We start from the raw sequence: 15,334 nt of genomic DNA, 5'->3' as shown, positions 1-15,334 counted from the left end.
TCTTGGTTTTCGTCGGGAGGGAAGAACGCACGGGTCTGTGCAATGGCAAGACGCGGGTAGCGCCGGGCCGGTACGAATCAGAGCGTCAGGGCGTCAGAGGTCCTGATGGATATGGTCGAGAAAGGCCTGGATCGTCTCTTCGTCACGCTTGAAGAAAACCCATTGGCCAATGCGCCGGCCACGGATCAGCCCGGCACGCTGCAGCGTCGCGAGATGTGCCGAGACCGTCGACTGCGACAGCCCGCAGTGCGCGTCGATCAGCCCCGCGCAGACGCCCATGTCGAGCGGGTACTCCTGCGCGGCGAAGTACGCTTCCGGCGTGCGCAGGCAGGCCAGGATGTTCCGCCGCACCGGATTGGCCAGGGCCTTGTGGATGGCATCCACGTCGATCCCGGGCTTGGCAGGGGCGTTGTCCGGCGCGGGTTGTTTCGGTGATTCGCGAACCATATATCGGGAAGCTGCAAACTGTATATCGCGACTATACGATATAAGCGGAGGGTCTGCATGACCCCTTGACGGGTGCGGGTTTGTTCAATCCTCGTCGACGTTGTCCAGCACCGCGCGGACGGCTGCCTCGATCACATCGAAGCTGGCTTCCGGCACGCGTCCGGCGTACCGCTTGCGCTTTTTCTGCGAGATGTTGCCGCCCCCGGACAGGCAAAGGGTGACCAGCGTCGCCAGGTCGTTGCCGCGGATATCGACCTGATCGTTCACGCGGCGCATCACGTGGTCGTAGCGCTGCAGGAAAGCGGTTTCCTGGCGCAACTCCACGTCGAGCGCCTGAGCGGCCATGCGGAAGCCGAACTCCACGCAGGCGGTGGCATCCCAATAGCGGAAAATCGTGTCGTCTGTCCTGAATTCGAAGCGGTAGTCGCCTTCGTCGATCCAGGTCACCTTCACGCGCTCGCGCGCGGGTTTTGAAAAGGTCTGCAGCGTGGCGAGGTAGTCTGCTTCATTGCGCTTCATGGCTACCGACACCGGCAGCAGCAAGCCCTTTGCCAACTTGCCGGACGCGCACAGGGCCTTGTGGAAAAGAAAACGCGACAGGCGGCCATTGCCGTCCATGAACGGGTGGATGAAGACAAAGCCGAACGAGGCGACGCTGGCGGCCACGATCGGGTCGGTCTGGCGCGGCACGTCATTGGCGAACACCATCCATGCGTCCATCAGCGGCGCGACGACTTCCGGCCAGGGCGGTACATAGGTGACGCCGCTGGCGCCGCGCCCGGGGCCGCGCAACCAGTTTTGCTCGTGTCGGAACTGGCTGGCCTGGTCGAAAGGGTTGGTGACGGTCGAGGACTGCAGCTCGGCCAGATATTCCTCGGTCAGCCGCTGGCCCTCGTGCGCCTGATGAAGCAATTGCACGAACGCGCGCGATTTTTCCTCGCTCGGCGTTTCGTGCTCGATGGCATAGGAGTCCTCTGTTTCATGGAGGTAGGCCCAGGCCAGCGCACGGTCGAGCATGGCCGGACCCAGACTTGACAGGAACTGGTCAGCGCGGCCCAGGATATCTGAGGCTATGGCCGCTTCAATGGCCGGCGTGCGCCGCACTGTCGGACAGTACTCCAGCGGACCAAGGCCATTGAAATTCACGCGCCACCTGGGATCGCGATGCGCTTGCCCAGTGAGGTAGCGCGTGCCATCGAACACGTCCACATAGCCGACGGTGATCTCCGGCCGCTCGGGCAGTGCTTCGCCGTTGAAGTGTTCCCAAAGAAAGGCGGCGATGCGGATGTACTGGCCGTTCGGGGTCTGGCGTACTGCGGCGAGCATACGGTCTGCCGGGATGCGGCGAAGCGCCTGCGCCAGGATCTGCAGATTGACGCCTTCATGCTTGAGGGCGAACAGGACGTGGTCGAGCGCGTCGCCGGAACCCGGCGCGACATGCGCGGGGATTGCCAGCAGCCCGTTTGCAGGCATGACCTTGGTGACCGGCCGGACTTCAGCAGGTACCTCGGTGGCAAACGCGCTCAGGCCCAGTTCGCGCCGCAAGAACTCATATCCGACTGCGCTCATTTTTTTCTCAGCAGATCATGTTTTTTGCCATTTTGGCACGGTCGCCTGATTTTTTTCCAATTTGTGGCCCATCGGGCGCTCCGCGGCAGTTGGAGGATATTCCGCCGACATTACAGATTTTTCTCACGGCCCACGGATTATTGTCATACCCGTCGCATCGGCACGTTTTTTTGTCAGACGAGTATGTGAAGAGGGCTGCCCAATTGCCCGGGCAGCCCTTGAAATCCTTAGGCCGGTAACACCGCTCGTGCCGCCATCAGCCGGCGCGGAGCATATGCTTCTGGATCTTGCCGCTCGTGGTCTTGGGCAGCGCGTCCAGGAAATGGTAGCGGCGCGGCCGCTTGTAGGCGGCCAGCCGGTCCCCTTGCAGCAGGTACGCATCAAGCTGTTCGGCACTGACCTGCGCGTCCGGGCGCTTGACGACATAGGCGCCGACCACCTGGCCCCAGGTCGCATCCGATTCCCCGAGGACCGCGACCTCCAGCACGGCGGGATGCTCGATCAGCGCGTCTTCCACTTCCCGCGGGTAAACGTTCTCGGCGCCCGAGTTGATCATGTAGTCGATACGATCGCGGATCCAGAGGTAGCCGTCGTGGTCCAGGCTGCCCAGGTCGCCGGTGTGGTACCAGCCATGGGCCAGCGCCCGTGCGTTGGCATCGGGCCGGTTCAGGTAGCCGCGCATCATGCACGGACCGCGCACCAGGACTTCGCCCACCTCGCCGGGTTCGCATCGCAGGAATGGATCGGTCGGCTCGCCGTCGTCGCGCAGGCGGGCCACCACCAGGTCGTGGCCCAGCGACGGCAGGCCTGCCGAGCCCGCGTGGCTCAGTTGCTCGTGCGGGTAGAGCACGGACATGCAGGGGCCCATCTCGGTCGTGCCGTAGACCTGCACCAGGCCGGCGCCGATCTTGCGATCCCATTCGCGGATCAGGTGCGGGGCCATCGAGGCGCCGCCATACTCCACCAGCCGCAGCGAAGACAGGTCGCGCCGCTCCGCGTCGGGATGGTTCAGCAGCATGCCAACCATGGTCGGCGCCGCGAAGAAGTGCGTGACGCGCTCGGCCTCGACCAGTGCCCAGGCCTCGCCCGCATCAAAACGCCGCTGCAGCACCTGCGTGGCGCCGAGTTGCAGCCGGGGCAGGAAGCTTGTGTGCAGCTCGGCGGTGTGGTTGAGCGGAGCCACCGACAGGCCCACGTCCTCGCGCGTCAGCCCCATCGCCTGATGCATCATCGCGTTGTGGAACAGCTTGCTGCGATGGGTGTGGACCACACCCTTGGGCCGGCCCGTGGTGCCGCTGGTGTACATGAGGATGCATGGATCCTCTTCGTGCACCATGACCTCCGGCGCCGTGGCGGGCTGGCCGGCGGCCAGCGTGGACAGGTGGTGCGTGGCAAACGACGGCGCCTCGCCGTCGTCCGCATAGATCCGCAGCGGCGTGCCGGTGGCTTGCGCCGCGGCCTTTTCCGCGACCGCCGCGACTTCGTGCTCGAACACCAGCGCCCGGGCCTTGCCATCGTTCAGGATGTAGGCCAGTTCCTGTGCGGCCAGGCGATAGTTGACCGGGTTGAACACCGCGCCGATGCGGGCGCAGGCCAGCAGCGTGAAGACGAAGGCCGGTGTGTTGTAGAGGAAGGCCGCTACGACGTCGCCCTTGCCAAGGCCCACCGAGAGCAGGGCATTGGCGTGGCGATTGACTTCGGCATCCAGGCCGGCATAGGTCCACGCGCGCCGTGCCGTACCGGTGCCGGTGACCAGCGCGGTCTTGCGCGGCAGGTAGCGCGCGGGCCAGGAAAGGGTGTCGCCAAGCGTCAGGCCGTCAGTCAACTTTGTGCTCCAGGGGCTCGGGCAAGCGTGCCCGTACGCCCGTTTCGTTCGCGAGAATCGCGAACTATAAGGCGGGGATTACCTGGATGTGAAATAACGATTTCCTCTTTTCTTATGCTTGAAGCGGCACGCTGGCGACTGGCGTTGTTGAAATTGCGTATCGGGGCGCCGATCCGGCCATGCGCGGGGCGAGGAAGCTGGCCTGAAGGGCGGTGGCATGGCAGACTCCGCCGCCGGTACGGTAGTTGCTTCGCAGCAGGCAACCAGCCGCCTGCATGGAAAGACATAGCCCCGCTTCCGGAGGAGACGCTGCGATGCCAATGACCGACCAATACCTTTCCGACGCGCCCGCGCGTGCGGAGATCGACGCCCTGCCAGGTGCCACGGTGCTTGAATTCGGCACCGGCTGGTGCGGCTATTGCCAGGGTGCCCAGCCGGCGCTGGCCCAGGCCTTTGCCAGCTACCCCGGCCTGCGGCACATCAAGGTGGAAGACGGCAGCGGCCGCCCGCTCGGGCGCTCGTTCCGGGTCAAGCTGTGGCCTACGCTGGTGTTCCTGCGCGATGGCCAGGAGGTATCGCGCCTGGTCAGGCCCGCCGATGCCGCGCCCATTCTGGAGGCCATGGCGGGCATTGCCTGAGCCCGCCCGGCTTGCCGGGCACCCCCGCAGGATAGATAAGCGTGCTTGCAATCCCCGCTTCAGGAGGGAACAGGTTTCGCTCGTTCCGGCCGATTCTTCGATTGGCGAACCCTGCGGGTGGCAGCACTCCCCGTGGGCGCCTGGTCCCTGAATCCGGCACATGGCTGCTTCGCACATCAGCGAGCCGGCCGGCCAATCCTAAGCCTGAACATGAGCGCCGACAGCCCCGAGCAGCGACCCACCGTCCTAATCGTCGACGACATTCCGGAGAACATTGCCGCCATGGTGGCAATGCTGCAGGACCAGTACCGCGTGCGCGTGGCCAACCGTGGCGCCAAGGCGCTGCAGCTGGCCGCGTCGTCGGCGCCGGACCTGATCCTGATGGACGTATCGATGCCGGAGATGGATGGCTATGAAACCTGCCGCCATCTCAAGGCCAACCCGGCCACCGCGCATGTCCCGGTGATCTTCCTGACCGCCCGCACGGACGAACGCGATGAAGCGCGCGGGTTCGAGGTCGGCGCGGTCGACTACATCATGAAGCCGGTCAGCCCGCCCGTGGCCCGCGCCCGCATTGCCAGCCAGCTCACGCTCAAGCAGGCGCACGATTTCCTGCGCGACCGGTCGGCGTACCTGGAAGCCGAGGTTCAGCGGCGCACGCGTGAAATCACGCAGATCGAAGACGCCACCATCATTGCGCTGGCCGCGCTGGCCGAAACCCGCGACAACGAGACCGGCAACCATATCCGCCGGACCCAGCACTACGTCAGGGCCCTGGCCCGCGCGCTGCGCCACGACCCGCGCTTCAGCGCGCAGCTGGACGACCGCACCATCGACCTGCTGTTCAAGTCCGCGCCGCTGCACGATATCGGCAAGGTCGGCATTCCGGATCGGATCCTGCTCAAGCCGGGCAAGCTGACCGCGGACGAATTCGAGACCATGAAGTCCCACACACTGCTGGGACGCGATGCCATTGCCGATGCCGAGGCCCAGTGCGGCACGGGCGATTCCTTCCTGCGCTATGCGCGCGAAATCGCCCAGTACCACCATGAGAAATGGGATGGCACCGGCTATCCGGAGGGGCTTGCCGGCGATGCCATTCCCGTGTCGGCCCGCCTGATGGCGCTGGCCGATGTCTATGACGCGCTGATTTCACGGCGCGTCTACAAGCCGGCCTTCTCGCACCAGGAAGCCGTGCGCATCCTCCTGGAAGGCCGCGGCCGGCATTTCGACCCTGGCATGGTCGACGCATTCGAGCGCATTGCCGACGAATTCCACGCCATTGCGCTGCGCTTTGCCGATCCCGCGCACGCGCCGCAGCGCCAGGCCGCGCCCGCCATCTGAACGATGTCCAAGCCCGATTCCCACGCAGGCTTCTGGCTGCGCGGCTCGCTGCCGGCCTACGGCGCGCTGCTGATCCTGGCGGTCTGGCTGGTGGCGTTCGCCGCTATGTCGATGGTGCGCCAGAACGAGCAGGCCAGCGTCGGTGCGCGCCTGGGTGCCACCGTGAACACCACCGCGCGACAGCTTGAGACCTGGGCCGCCGACCAGCGCCGCCGCGCCGTCTCCATGAGCACGCTGGACGAGACAGTCCGCCTGGCGCGGCCGCTGCTGGCCAAGGGCGCGCAGCCCAGTCCCGAACAATTGCGCGACTTCGTCAACTGGATCACGCCGCTGTACCGCTCCAACGGTTATATCGGCTACGGCCTGATCACGATGGATAACCGCATACTGGTGTCCGACCTGGTCGAGCGCAACGGCAAGACGCTGCAGCCCGAAGCCGCCGCCACCGCGACGCGTGCGCGTGAAAACGGTGCGTCGGTGTCGGCGCCGTACCCGGGGCCGCTGCTCCAGGACGGACCGGTCGGGCCGGCGGGCCACAGTCCGTTCCAGATCGTGTGTTCGCGCCTGTGGGACCATGATCGTGTGGTCGGCGCGCTATGCCTGCGCATCGATCCATATGCCGTGATGCTGCAGATCCTCAAGGCCGCGCGCTTCGGCAACTCGGGCGAGCTATATGTGATCGACCGCGACGGCCGCCTCAGTTCGCCGAGCCGGTTCGACGAGACGCTGGCCGGACAGGGGCTGCTCCAGCCCGGCGATGCTTCCATGTTCAACCTGCGCCTGCGCGTGCCGACCGATCTGGGCAACGGCCGCTGGCGTGCCGCCGATGACGCGCCGCTCACGAGCATGGCGCAGCAAGTGCTGCAATCGGAAACCCTGCAGCTGGGCTTTGGCTACCGCGACTACCGCGGCCAGCGCGCGGCCGGGGCGGGGCTATGGATACCGGCACTGGGATGCGGGCTGATCCTGGAGCAGGACATGGAGGAGGCGCTCAGCTCCTACCTGTCCACGCGCACCGTGGTGGCCAGCATGGCGGGCGCCATCATGCTGCTGATCGCCGTGGCGGCCTGGGCCCTGCGCAAGAGCCAGCACAAGCTGGCGCAGAGCGAAGAGCGGCTGCGGGCCTTGCTGGACCATTCGCCGGCCATCATGCACCTGAAGGACCGCAACCATGCCTTCCTGCAGCTCAATCCGTCCCTGGAGGCATTGCTCGGACAGGAGCGGGATGCGCTTCTGGGCAAGACCGACCGCGAGCTGGCGGTCATGCCCGGCGGCACGCAGGAGCGCTGGGAGATCGAGGAACGCGTGATGGCCACCGGCCAGGCCGAAGAGCAGATCTACGCGCTGGCCTCGCCGGAAGGCACCCGCCAGCTGCGGATGATGCGTTTCCCGGTGCAGGACCCGACCAGCAAGGCCGTGGTGGGCGTGGGCGCGGTAGGCATCGATATTACCGAGCAGGAGCGTGCCAACCGCGAACTGAAGGAGATGTCGCAGACGCTCGAGCACAAGGTGTGGGAGCGCACCCGCGAGCTGGCCGTGGCCAACGCGGAGCTGGCCAAGGCCAAGAACGAAGCCGAGTCCGCCGCCCAGGCCAAGGCCAGCTTCCTGGCCAATATGAGCCACGAGATCCGGACGCCGATGAACGCCGTGATCGGCATGGCGCACCTGGCGCTCAGCACCCATCTGGACTCACAGCAGCGCGACTACATCGAGAAGATCCAGCGTGCGGGCCAGCACCTGCTCGGCATCCTGAACGACATCCTCGACCTGTCGAAGATCGAGGCCGGCAAGCTGGAGATCGAGCAGATCGATTTCTCGCTGGAGCGCCTGCTGCGCACGGTGGGCGACCTGGTCAGCGAACGCGCCGCCGCCAAGCAACTGGAACTGGTGGTCGATGTACAGCCGGACGTGCCCGATTCACTGCGCGGCGATCCGCTGCGCATCCGCCAGGTGCTGATCAACTTCACCACCAATGCGGTCAAGTTCACCGAGCGCGGCGAGATTGCCATCCGCGTCGCGCGCTGCGCCGGCGAACAAGCCGAGACGCGGGTCCGGCTGCATTTCGAGGTGCGCGATACGGGCATCGGTATCGATGCCGATGCCATGCCGCGGCTGTTCCGCAGCTTCGAACAGGCCGACAGCTCCACCACGCGTCAATATGGCGGCAGCGGCCTGGGGCTGGCCATCAGCCAGCGCCTGGTTACGCTCATGGGCGGCACGATCGGCGTGCAGAGCGAGGCCGGCAAGGGCAGTACGTTCTGGTTCGAGCTGTCGCTGCTGCCGGGCACCAGGCGGGCGCCGGCATTGCTGGTGCAACCGGAGCTCGCGGGGCGCCGCCTGCTGGTGGTCGATGACCACGGCTATGCGCGCCAGGTGATTGCGTCCATGCTGCGCGGCTTTGGCTTCCGCGCGGACGAAGCCGAATCGGGCGAAAAGGCGCTGGCCGCCATCCAGCATGCGGACGCCATATCGGATCCTTACCATGCGGTCTACATCGACTGGCGCATGCCCGGGCTGGACGGCATCGAAACCGTGCGCAGGCTGGCCGCGATGTCCTTGCAGGGCCAGCGTCCGCGCCCGCTGATGATTACCGCCAACGGCCGCGAAGAAGTCGTGCGCGAAGGTGAGCGCAATGGCTTCGAGACCACGCTGCACAAGCCCGTCAGCCCGTCGGTCCTGTTCGACGCGACCATGCGCGTGCTGGCGTCGGAGCCGGGGCGCCTGGCCGACCGGGGCGCGCCGAAGTCCGTGACGGGGCCAAGCTGGACGCTGCCGCATGCCCGCGTGCTGCTGGTCGAAGACAACGAGATCAACCGCGAGGTCGCCACCCACCTGCTACAGCAGGCCGGCATCACGCCCGATACGGCGGCGAACGGTGCGATCGCACTCGAACTGCTGGCCGGCCAGGACTACGACCTGGTGCTGATGGACATGCAGATGCCGGTCATGGACGGCTTCGAAGCCACGCGCCACATCCGCGCCAATCCGCGGCTGGCGTCGATGCCGGTGGTGGCGATGACGGCCAACGCGTTGCCCGAAGACCGCAACCACTCCCTGGCCGCGGGCATGGACGACCATATCCCCAAGCCCATCAGTCCCGCCACCTTCTTCACGACCCTGCACCGCTGGCTGACCGGCACGCCGTCAAGGACCGGCGCGGGCGCGCAGGAGGCCTTAGGCTGGCATGACCGTCCGCTGGCCGTGCAGGACGCCGTAGTGGCACGCCCAGGACCTGACGCGGGGGATGCCGCGCCGGACTGGACCCTGGCATTGGCTGCCACCGGTCTGGTCGATGTCGATGGCGCCGTCGCCCGGGTGGGCGGGAGCATCGACACGTTCCTCCAGTTGCTGAAACGCCTGCTTTCGGGCTATGCCCGCACACCGGCGCAGATCGCCGCGCTGCTGCGGGGCGGCGAGCGTACCGAGGCCGCGCGCCTGGCGCACGCGCTGGCCGGCCTGGCCGGCAACCTTGGCGCCAGGCACGTGGCGGGGGCCTCGGCATCGCTGGAGTGCGCGCTGATGGGAATGGCGGCGGAAGATCCGTTCGCTTTGCTACAGGCACTGGAACAGGCGCATGCCAGCCTGTGCGAAGCCCTGCGCCAGCACCTGCCGCCGGAAACCCCGGAACCGGCCGCTCCGCTTGCCACCCAGTCCCCCAGCACGGCGGACGTGCTCGACCATCTGCGCCGCCAGCTGACCGATGGCGCCAGCGAGGCCAGCCTGACGCTTGCGGCCAACCGCCAGCGGCTGGCGCAGGCGTTGGATGCCGATCGCTTCCGCCGCCTGTGCGAGGCGGTGGAGAACTATGACTTCGAAGGTGCGGTCGAGATTTTGGAGGACGGCAAGCGCTAGCGACGCGGCCCCAGTGGCCCGGGCCGGTCGTTCAGCCCAGTTCCTGCCCCACCATCATCCGATGCCCGTCCGGCGTGGCCACCACCATTTCCCGCATGCCCCACGGCTTGTCGGCGGGTGGCTGCAGGATGATGGCGCCGCGCGGCGCCAGTTCGGCGTGCAGCGCGTCGATGTCGTCGACATGGAGGTAGGCGAAATAGCTGTGGTCGCCGGTCTGCGATGGCGGCAGTGCATCCGGGCAATGCCCGAGCATGACGCGTACGCTGCCGCGGCGCAGTGCCCGCCAGTTATCGCCATCCTGCCAGTCGGTGGAAAAGCCCAGCACGGACTGGAAATACTCGACGTTGCGCGAGAGGTCCGGTACTGCCAGAACGTAGGCGTAGGCGCGCAGTTCGGGGGCGTTGGTCATGCGGCGATCCTTGCGTAGGGGCTCCAGGATAGCGCAGTCCGGCAGGGTGGCTACAGCGGCGCCGTGCGGCACCGCGCTGATCAGCCGTGGTGCGGGGCGCCAGGCGCGCTCGCCGCCGTGGCTCCGGTCGAACGGTGGTGGGTGTCGGTGCACGGATGCGCCGCTCGCGCCGCCGCGCGACCGCGCTCGATGACGGCCCAGTCGGGGCCGGCCAGGGCGGGCCACGCCGCCGTGACAGCCGCGGCGCCAAGCAGCGCCAGCAGGATGGTCTTCATTGCGATCTCTGGAAGGAACTGTGCGCGCAGGCGTCGTGGCAGACGAGGCCTGCGCCATGGATACGTTTCGCTTACGCGTTGGCGTCTGCGAAGGCTGCGCCATGTGCGGGCGGCGCGGACACGCCGGAGCGGTCCATGCCAGCGAGGTTCAGGCCGGCACCCGCGCTGTGGCCGCCGTCGGTGAAGGCGTCGCGCTTGTCAGTGACGTGGCCGCCGTCGGTGAACGGGTCGCGCTTGCCGATGGCGTTGGCGCCGTCCGTGAACGGGTCGGGCTTGCCCTGGCGCATGACGTAGCCGTAGCGGTCACCGGAGATGCCGCGGTCCTGCATGCCTTGGGCGGCGGCCTGGCCGGCGATCGCGCTGGCACCAAGGGTGATGGCCGAAAGGAGGAGGGCGTTGAGAGTCTTGTTGTGCATGGTTGCTGCTTCTTCTGACTGATTTCAGGCGGCATTCCCCGTGGGACTGGTGGGGGCGCGGGGCGGCGGATCTGCCGCCCTGCATGCCGTCCGGGTCGCCTTGTGAGCGGTGCCGTAGTGTTTTTTGTGCGGCACGGAAGCAAGTGTAGTCACGCGCAGCTATTCCGATGATGATTTAAACGTCGATATACAAGTCGTTTTTTTCATCGTCCATGTCTGGCCCGCTCCGCGCCCTCAGGGTTACCCCGCTACGTTGGCGGGCGTGCCGTTCGCTACAGTGGAGCGTTGCACCTGCGCCAGACAAGGTGGCTCGAGCCACCGCCTGCGGGTACAGCGTTCCAGGCCGCCCCCATGAATCCTCCGACGCTCACATCCCAGTCCTTGCCCGAAGCCGCTGCCGTGCGCGCCTTGCGCCACGTCGTGGCCGACGACGCGCATGCGGCGGCCGTCGAGCTGGACGGCTGGCAGCAGCGCTACCAGCAGCTCACGCCGGGCGCGTTTCGCGCCGAGATGTCGCAGGTGACCTATGGCGACGTCCATGTCTTCCGCGAGCAGACTTCACAGAGCCTGCTGGAAGAAGGGGAGGCCGCAAAGGGCTATGTCGCACTCGCCTTGCCCGATATGCAATGCCAGGGCGGCTGGTTTTCCGGCTACGCCATGGATGGGCAGACCTTGCTGTGGGGGCCGTCGATGGCCATGCGCACGCCGCAGCAACTGGACCTGGCCGGCCTGACCGTACCATTGCCGGCACTCCAGCGCGCCGTGGCACAGGCCGGGGGCGAGCCGGAGCGGCTCGATCGCATGCCGCCCGTGCGACCGGTCACGAAGCGCGCGGGCCGGGAGTTCCGGGCGGTGCTGCTGTCAGTCCTGGCCACCGCAGCGATGGATGCCGAGGTGTTCAGCAACCGCTTTGTCGAAAGCGCGATGCGCGATGCCTTGCTGCTCGCCGCAGCGGTGGTCCTGGTCGGGGAAGGGAATGCCGGGATCGAACCCTTGCCAACCGCTCCTGCGCGGCGCCGGCTGGTGGCCGACGCCTACCAGATGATCCGCAGCGCGCCGGAGCAGCCGTGGAGCATCCTGTCGCTGTGCGAACGCCTGGGCGTGTCGCGGCGGACGCTGCAGTACAGCTTCAACGAGGTCACCGGCCTGTCGCCGCTCGATTTCGTGCGCGCGGTGCGGATGAATGGCGTGCGCCGGGTGCTTCGCGCCGGCGTGGCGGACTCGGTCGGCGCGGCCGCGGCAAGCTTCGGCTTCCAGCATCTGCCGCGATTTGCCGCGCAGTACCGCGCGTTCTTCGGCGAACTGCCGTCAGCCACGCTGGCGCGTCGCTGAACGGCGTCTCGCACGAGCGTCCTGCCGTTCAGGCGATGACCGCCCGTGGCAGATGGCGGCCCACCCAGTCCCGTTCCTGCTCGTAAGCCCGTGCCACACGCAGCACGCTGAGGTCGTCTCGCGGGCGGCCAATCAGCTGCATGCCCATCGGCAGGCCGTTCTGGCCGAAGCCGACCGGCACGCTGATCGCCGGGCAGCCTGACAGCGTCCAGGGAAACACGACTTCCATCCAGCGGTGGTAAGTGTCCATCTGGCGGCCCGCGATCTCTTTCGGCCACGGTTGGCGCACGTCGAACGGGAACACCTGCGCGGTTGGCACGGCAATGTAGTCGAAGCTCGCAAAGACGTGCTCGAGCGCCTGGTACCACGCGCTGCGATCGGCGCTGGCGGCGTAGATGTCCTCCGCGCTGAGCTTCAGTGCGCCCTCGATTTCCCAGATGGCCTCCGGCTTGAGCATGGCGCGCCTGGCCGGGTCCTTGTAGAACGGCAGCATGCCGTTGCCGACCAGGAAGTGGCGGTGCACCAGCCACGTCTTCCACAGGCGCTCCGGCGAAAACGGCGGCTTGATCTTTTCGACACTGACGCCGAACGCCGGAAACGCCTGCAGTGCCTGCTCGCACAGCGGCAGGATGCCGTCTTCCATCGGCAGATAGCCGTCCCAGTCGCCAAGCCAGGCCACGCGCTTGCCCTTGAGGTCGGCCGACAGCGCCGCCATGACGTTCTCCGGCGTCAGCGTCGCAAGCACCGGGTCCGCCGCGAGCGCCTGTGGCGTGCGCGGATCGGGGCCGGCCTGCGTGGCCAGCAGCAGCGCCACGTCGGCCACGGTGCGGCCCATCGGACCTTCGTAGCCGAGTTGCTGGAGGAAGACCTCGGGCGTGGGGCCATAAGGAACGCGGCCCACGGACGGGCGGAAGCCATAGACATTGCAGAACCCGGCCGGATTGCGCAGCGAGCCGCCGAAATCGCTGCCGTCGGCCACCGGCAGCAGCCGCATGGCCAGCGCGGCCGCCGCGCCGCCGCTGCTGCCGCCGGCCGTGCGCGTGCTGTCATACGGATTGCGCGTGGCGCCATAGACCGGGTTGAAGGTCTGCGAGCCCAGGCCGAACTCCGGCGTATTGGTCTTGCCAAGCAGGATCGCGCCGGCCTTGCGCGCACGTTCGACGATGATGGCGTCCGTCGCCGGCACGTTGTCCTTGAAGATCGGCGAGCCGAACGTGGTGCGGATGCCACGTGTAAGTGCCAGGTCCTTGGGCGCCTGCGGCATGCCGTGCATCCAGCCGGCCACCTTGCCGGCCGCCAGCGCTTCATCGGCGGCGGCGGCTTCCTGCATCAGCACGTCGCGCCCGCGCAGCGCCACGATGGCGTTGGTCACCGGGTTGACGTGGTCGATATGGGCCAGGTAGGCCGTCATGACCTGCCGGCAGGACAGGCGGCCGCCGCGGATCTCGCGCGAAAGCTGCCACGCCGGCATCAGCACGATGGGGTCGGGCGTGCCGCCTCCTGTGGTCGGGCCGGCCGTGGCAGGTGACGCCCCGGCGGGCGCTGCATTGGCCGTTCGGCTGGCCATGGCGGCCACGGCAACCGTGGAAACCGCGGCGCCGGCAAGGTGGCTCAGCCACTGGCGCCGGCCGGTCAGCGGGGAAGACGTGGCGGGGGCAGTATCGTTCATGGTGTGTGCTGGCATGGATCAGAACCGGTTGGCAGGCGCGCGGCGCTTACACCGCGATCATGACCGATTTGGTTTCGGTGTAGTGGTCGAACACGGAGCGGCCCATCTCGCGGCCCAGCCCCGATTGCTTGAAGCCGCCGAACGGCATGGCGTTGTCGAGCAGGTTGTGGCAGTTGACCCAGACCGTGCCGGCCTTGATGCGCGGCACCAGCCGGTGCACGCGCGACAGGTCGTTGGACCAGACCGACGCGGCCAGCCCGAACGGCGTGCCGTTGGCGCGACCCACGACTTCGTCGATCTCGTCGTACGGCAGCGCGACCACCACGGGGCCGAAGATTTCCTCCTGCACCACGGACGAGGTCTCGGGGGCATGCGCCAGCACCGTCGGCTTGAAGAAGTGGCCACGCGGCAGGTCCGCGTTGCCGCCGCACACCAGTTGAGCACCGGCATCGACGCCGGCCTGCACATAGCCCGCCACGCGTTTGCGCTGGCGGCGCGACACCAGCGGACCCATGCCGGTGTCGGGCTCCACGCCCGGCCCCAGGCGCAGGCTGTTGGCAATGTCGGCCAGGGCCTGCACCGTCGCATCGAACTTCGCGCGCGGCAGGTACAGGCGCGACCCGGCGGTGCAGACCTGGCCCTGGTTGAAGAAGATGGCCTGTGCGGCGCCCGCGGCGGCGGCTTCGGGCGACATATCGTCGAGCATGATGACGGGCGACTTGCCGCCAAGCTCCAGCGTCACGCGCGCCAGGCGCTGCATGGCTGCGCCGCCGACCAGCTTGCCGACTTCCGTCGAGCCGGTGAAGGCAATCTTGTCGACATCCGGATGGCCGACCAGCGCCGCGCCGCAGTGCGCGCCGTCGCCGGTGACGATATTGACCACGCCCGCCGGATAGCCGGCTTCGATGACCAGTTCGCCCAGGCGCAGCGCCGACAGCGGCGTTTCCTCGGCCGGCTTGAGCACCACGGTGCAGCCGCAGGCCAGCGCCGGGCCGAGCTTCCACGCAGCCATCAGCAGCGGGAAATTCCACGGAATGATGGCGCCGACCACGCCCACGGCTTCCTGCCGCGTGAACGCGACGAACTCGCGCTCGCGCACCAGCGGCACGGACACGTCCAGGCTTTCGCCATGCAGCTTGGTGGCCCAGCCGGCCATATAGCGCAGGAAGCCGGCCGCACCGGCCACGTCGATGGCGCGTGCCATGGTCGCGGGCTTGCCGTTGTCCAGCGCCTCGATCTGCGCCAGTTCCTCGGCGTTGGCTTCGACCAGGTCGGCCAGGCGCAGCAGCAGGCGTTCGCGGTCAGATGGCCGCATGGCGTGCCACGGGCCCTGTTCAAAGGCCTTGCGTGCGGCCTGCACCGCGGCGTCGACATCGGCGGCGCCTGCGGCCGGCACTTCAGCCAGCGTGGTCTCGGTAGCCGGGTCCTCCGTTGTGAAGACGGCGCCGTCGGCAGCGGCGCACCACTGGCCGTCGATCAGCATGCGCTTCGGGCGTTGCAGGAAGGCGCGGGTGGCGGGGCTAAGCAGTTCGGTGCGGGTATCCATGGGTCTCCTCGG

At 67.5% G+C, this 15,334-nt stretch carries 12 protein-coding genes; 4 read left to right on the top strand and 8 right to left on the bottom strand.

Going from position 1 to position 15,334, the window contains the following annotated elements; genetic code table 11:
- Positions 1–93: 93 nt before the first annotated feature.
- From AC3FKH_RS11070 to AC3FKH_RS11060, 3 genes are all read right to left on the bottom strand, one after another.
- Positions 94–447, bottom strand: a complete 354-nt coding sequence (locus AC3FKH_RS11070; RefSeq protein ID WP_488675459.1) for an ArsR/SmtB family transcription factor — start codon at positions 445–447, stop codon at positions 94–96.
- Between the two features lie 84 nt (positions 448–531).
- On the bottom strand, positions 532–2,016 hold the full coding sequence (locus tag AC3FKH_RS11065) for a Fic family protein (RefSeq protein ID WP_488675457.1): 1,485 nt from the start codon (positions 2,014–2,016) through the stop codon (positions 532–534).
- A gap of 256 nt (positions 2,017–2,272) precedes the next feature.
- Positions 2,273–3,841, bottom strand: coding sequence for a fatty acid--CoA ligase (locus AC3FKH_RS11060; protein ID WP_488675455.1), 1,569 nt, complete (start codon positions 3,839–3,841; stop codon positions 2,273–2,275).
- A gap of 314 nt (positions 3,842–4,155) precedes the next feature.
- Between AC3FKH_RS11060 and AC3FKH_RS11055 the strand changes: the two genes are divergently transcribed.
- The 3 genes from AC3FKH_RS11055 (at position 4,156) to AC3FKH_RS11045 (ending at position 9,675) form a co-directional block, all read left to right on the top strand.
- On the top strand, positions 4,156–4,479 hold the full coding sequence (locus AC3FKH_RS11055) for a thioredoxin family protein (protein ID WP_488675454.1): 324 nt from the start codon (positions 4,156–4,158) through the stop codon (positions 4,477–4,479).
- Between the two features lie 210 nt (positions 4,480–4,689).
- Positions 4,690–5,823, top strand: coding sequence for a response regulator (locus AC3FKH_RS11050; RefSeq protein ID WP_488675452.1), 1,134 nt, complete (start codon positions 4,690–4,692; stop codon positions 5,821–5,823).
- 3 nt (positions 5,824–5,826) lie between these two features.
- Positions 5,827–9,675 (top strand): response regulator, encoded by a 3,849-nt coding sequence (locus AC3FKH_RS11045; protein ID WP_488675451.1) that lies wholly within the window; start codon positions 5,827–5,829, stop codon positions 9,673–9,675.
- 31 nt (positions 9,676–9,706) lie between these two features.
- Here the strand turns inward: AC3FKH_RS11045 and AC3FKH_RS11040 are convergent, their stop codons facing one another.
- The 3 genes from AC3FKH_RS11040 to AC3FKH_RS11030 all read right to left on the bottom strand — a co-directional run bounded on the left by AC3FKH_RS11040 (position 9,707) and on the right by AC3FKH_RS11030 (position 10,775).
- Positions 9,707–10,084 carry a bleomycin resistance family protein gene (locus AC3FKH_RS11040; RefSeq protein WP_488675449.1) on the bottom strand — a complete coding sequence of 126 codons (378 nt, stop codon included), beginning with the start codon at positions 10,082–10,084 and terminating at the stop codon, positions 9,707–9,709.
- Positions 10,085–10,164: 80 nt separating this feature from the next.
- On the bottom strand, positions 10,165–10,359 hold the full coding sequence (locus AC3FKH_RS11035) for a hypothetical protein (protein WP_488675448.1): 195 nt from the start codon (positions 10,357–10,359) through the stop codon (positions 10,165–10,167).
- 71 nt (positions 10,360–10,430) lie between these two features.
- Positions 10,431–10,775, bottom strand: a complete 345-nt coding sequence (locus AC3FKH_RS11030) for a hypothetical protein (protein WP_488675446.1) — start codon at positions 10,773–10,775, stop codon at positions 10,431–10,433.
- A 351-nt stretch (positions 10,776–11,126) separates the two neighbouring features.
- On the opposite strand from AC3FKH_RS11030, the gene AC3FKH_RS11025 reads away from it, so the two are divergent.
- Complete coding sequence (locus AC3FKH_RS11025; RefSeq protein WP_488675444.1) at positions 11,127–12,107, top strand: helix-turn-helix domain-containing protein; 981 nt, start codon at positions 11,127–11,129, stop codon at positions 12,105–12,107.
- Between the two features lie 28 nt (positions 12,108–12,135).
- Here AC3FKH_RS11025 and AC3FKH_RS11020 read toward each other — a convergent pair whose 3' ends face one another.
- Both AC3FKH_RS11020 and AC3FKH_RS11015 read right to left on the bottom strand, forming a co-directional pair.
- Positions 12,136–13,776, bottom strand: coding sequence for an amidase (locus AC3FKH_RS11020; protein WP_488675443.1), 1,641 nt, complete (start codon positions 13,774–13,776; stop codon positions 12,136–12,138).
- A gap of 46 nt (positions 13,777–13,822) precedes the next feature.
- Entirely contained in the window at positions 13,823–15,322 is a 1,500-nt protein-coding gene (locus AC3FKH_RS11015; RefSeq protein ID WP_488675441.1) for an aldehyde dehydrogenase family protein, read from the bottom strand.
- Positions 15,323–15,334 lie beyond the last annotated feature (12 nt).

It is taken from the genome of Cupriavidus sp. 21MJTG02-4, assembly GCF_057798975.1.
This window is presented reverse-complemented; position numbering and strand designations above follow the sequence as displayed.

Bases quoted from the DNA above. Each gene is read 5' to 3' on its own strand.
- AC3FKH_RS11070 (WP_488675459.1), bottom strand. From the start codon at position 447: ATGGTTCGCGAATCACCGAAACAACCCGCGCCGGACAACGCCCCTGCC.
- AC3FKH_RS11065 (WP_488675457.1), bottom strand. From the start codon at position 2,016: ATGAGCGCAGTCGGATATGAGTTCTTGCGGCGCGAACTGGGCCTGAGC.
- AC3FKH_RS11055 (WP_488675454.1), top strand. From the start codon at position 4,156: ATGCCAATGACCGACCAATACCTTTCCGACGCGCCCGCGCGTGCGGAG.
- AC3FKH_RS11050 (WP_488675452.1), top strand. From the start codon at position 4,690: ATGAGCGCCGACAGCCCCGAGCAGCGACCCACCGTCCTAATCGTCGAC.
- AC3FKH_RS11045 (WP_488675451.1), top strand. From the start codon at position 5,827: ATGTCCAAGCCCGATTCCCACGCAGGCTTCTGGCTGCGCGGCTCGCTG.
- AC3FKH_RS11040 (WP_488675449.1), bottom strand. From the start codon at position 10,084: ATGACCAACGCCCCCGAACTGCGCGCCTACGCCTACGTTCTGGCAGTA.
- AC3FKH_RS11035 (WP_488675448.1), bottom strand. From the start codon at position 10,359: ATGAAGACCATCCTGCTGGCGCTGCTTGGCGCCGCGGCTGTCACGGCG.
- AC3FKH_RS11030 (WP_488675446.1), bottom strand. From the start codon at position 10,775: ATGCACAACAAGACTCTCAACGCCCTCCTCCTTTCGGCCATCACCCTT.
- AC3FKH_RS11025 (WP_488675444.1), top strand. From the start codon at position 11,127: ATGAATCCTCCGACGCTCACATCCCAGTCCTTGCCCGAAGCCGCTGCC.
- AC3FKH_RS11020 (WP_488675443.1), bottom strand. From the start codon at position 13,776: ATGAACGATACTGCCCCCGCCACGTCTTCCCCGCTGACCGGCCGGCGC.
- AC3FKH_RS11015 (WP_488675441.1), bottom strand. From the start codon at position 15,322: ATGGATACCCGCACCGAACTGCTTAGCCCCGCCACCCGCGCCTTCCTG.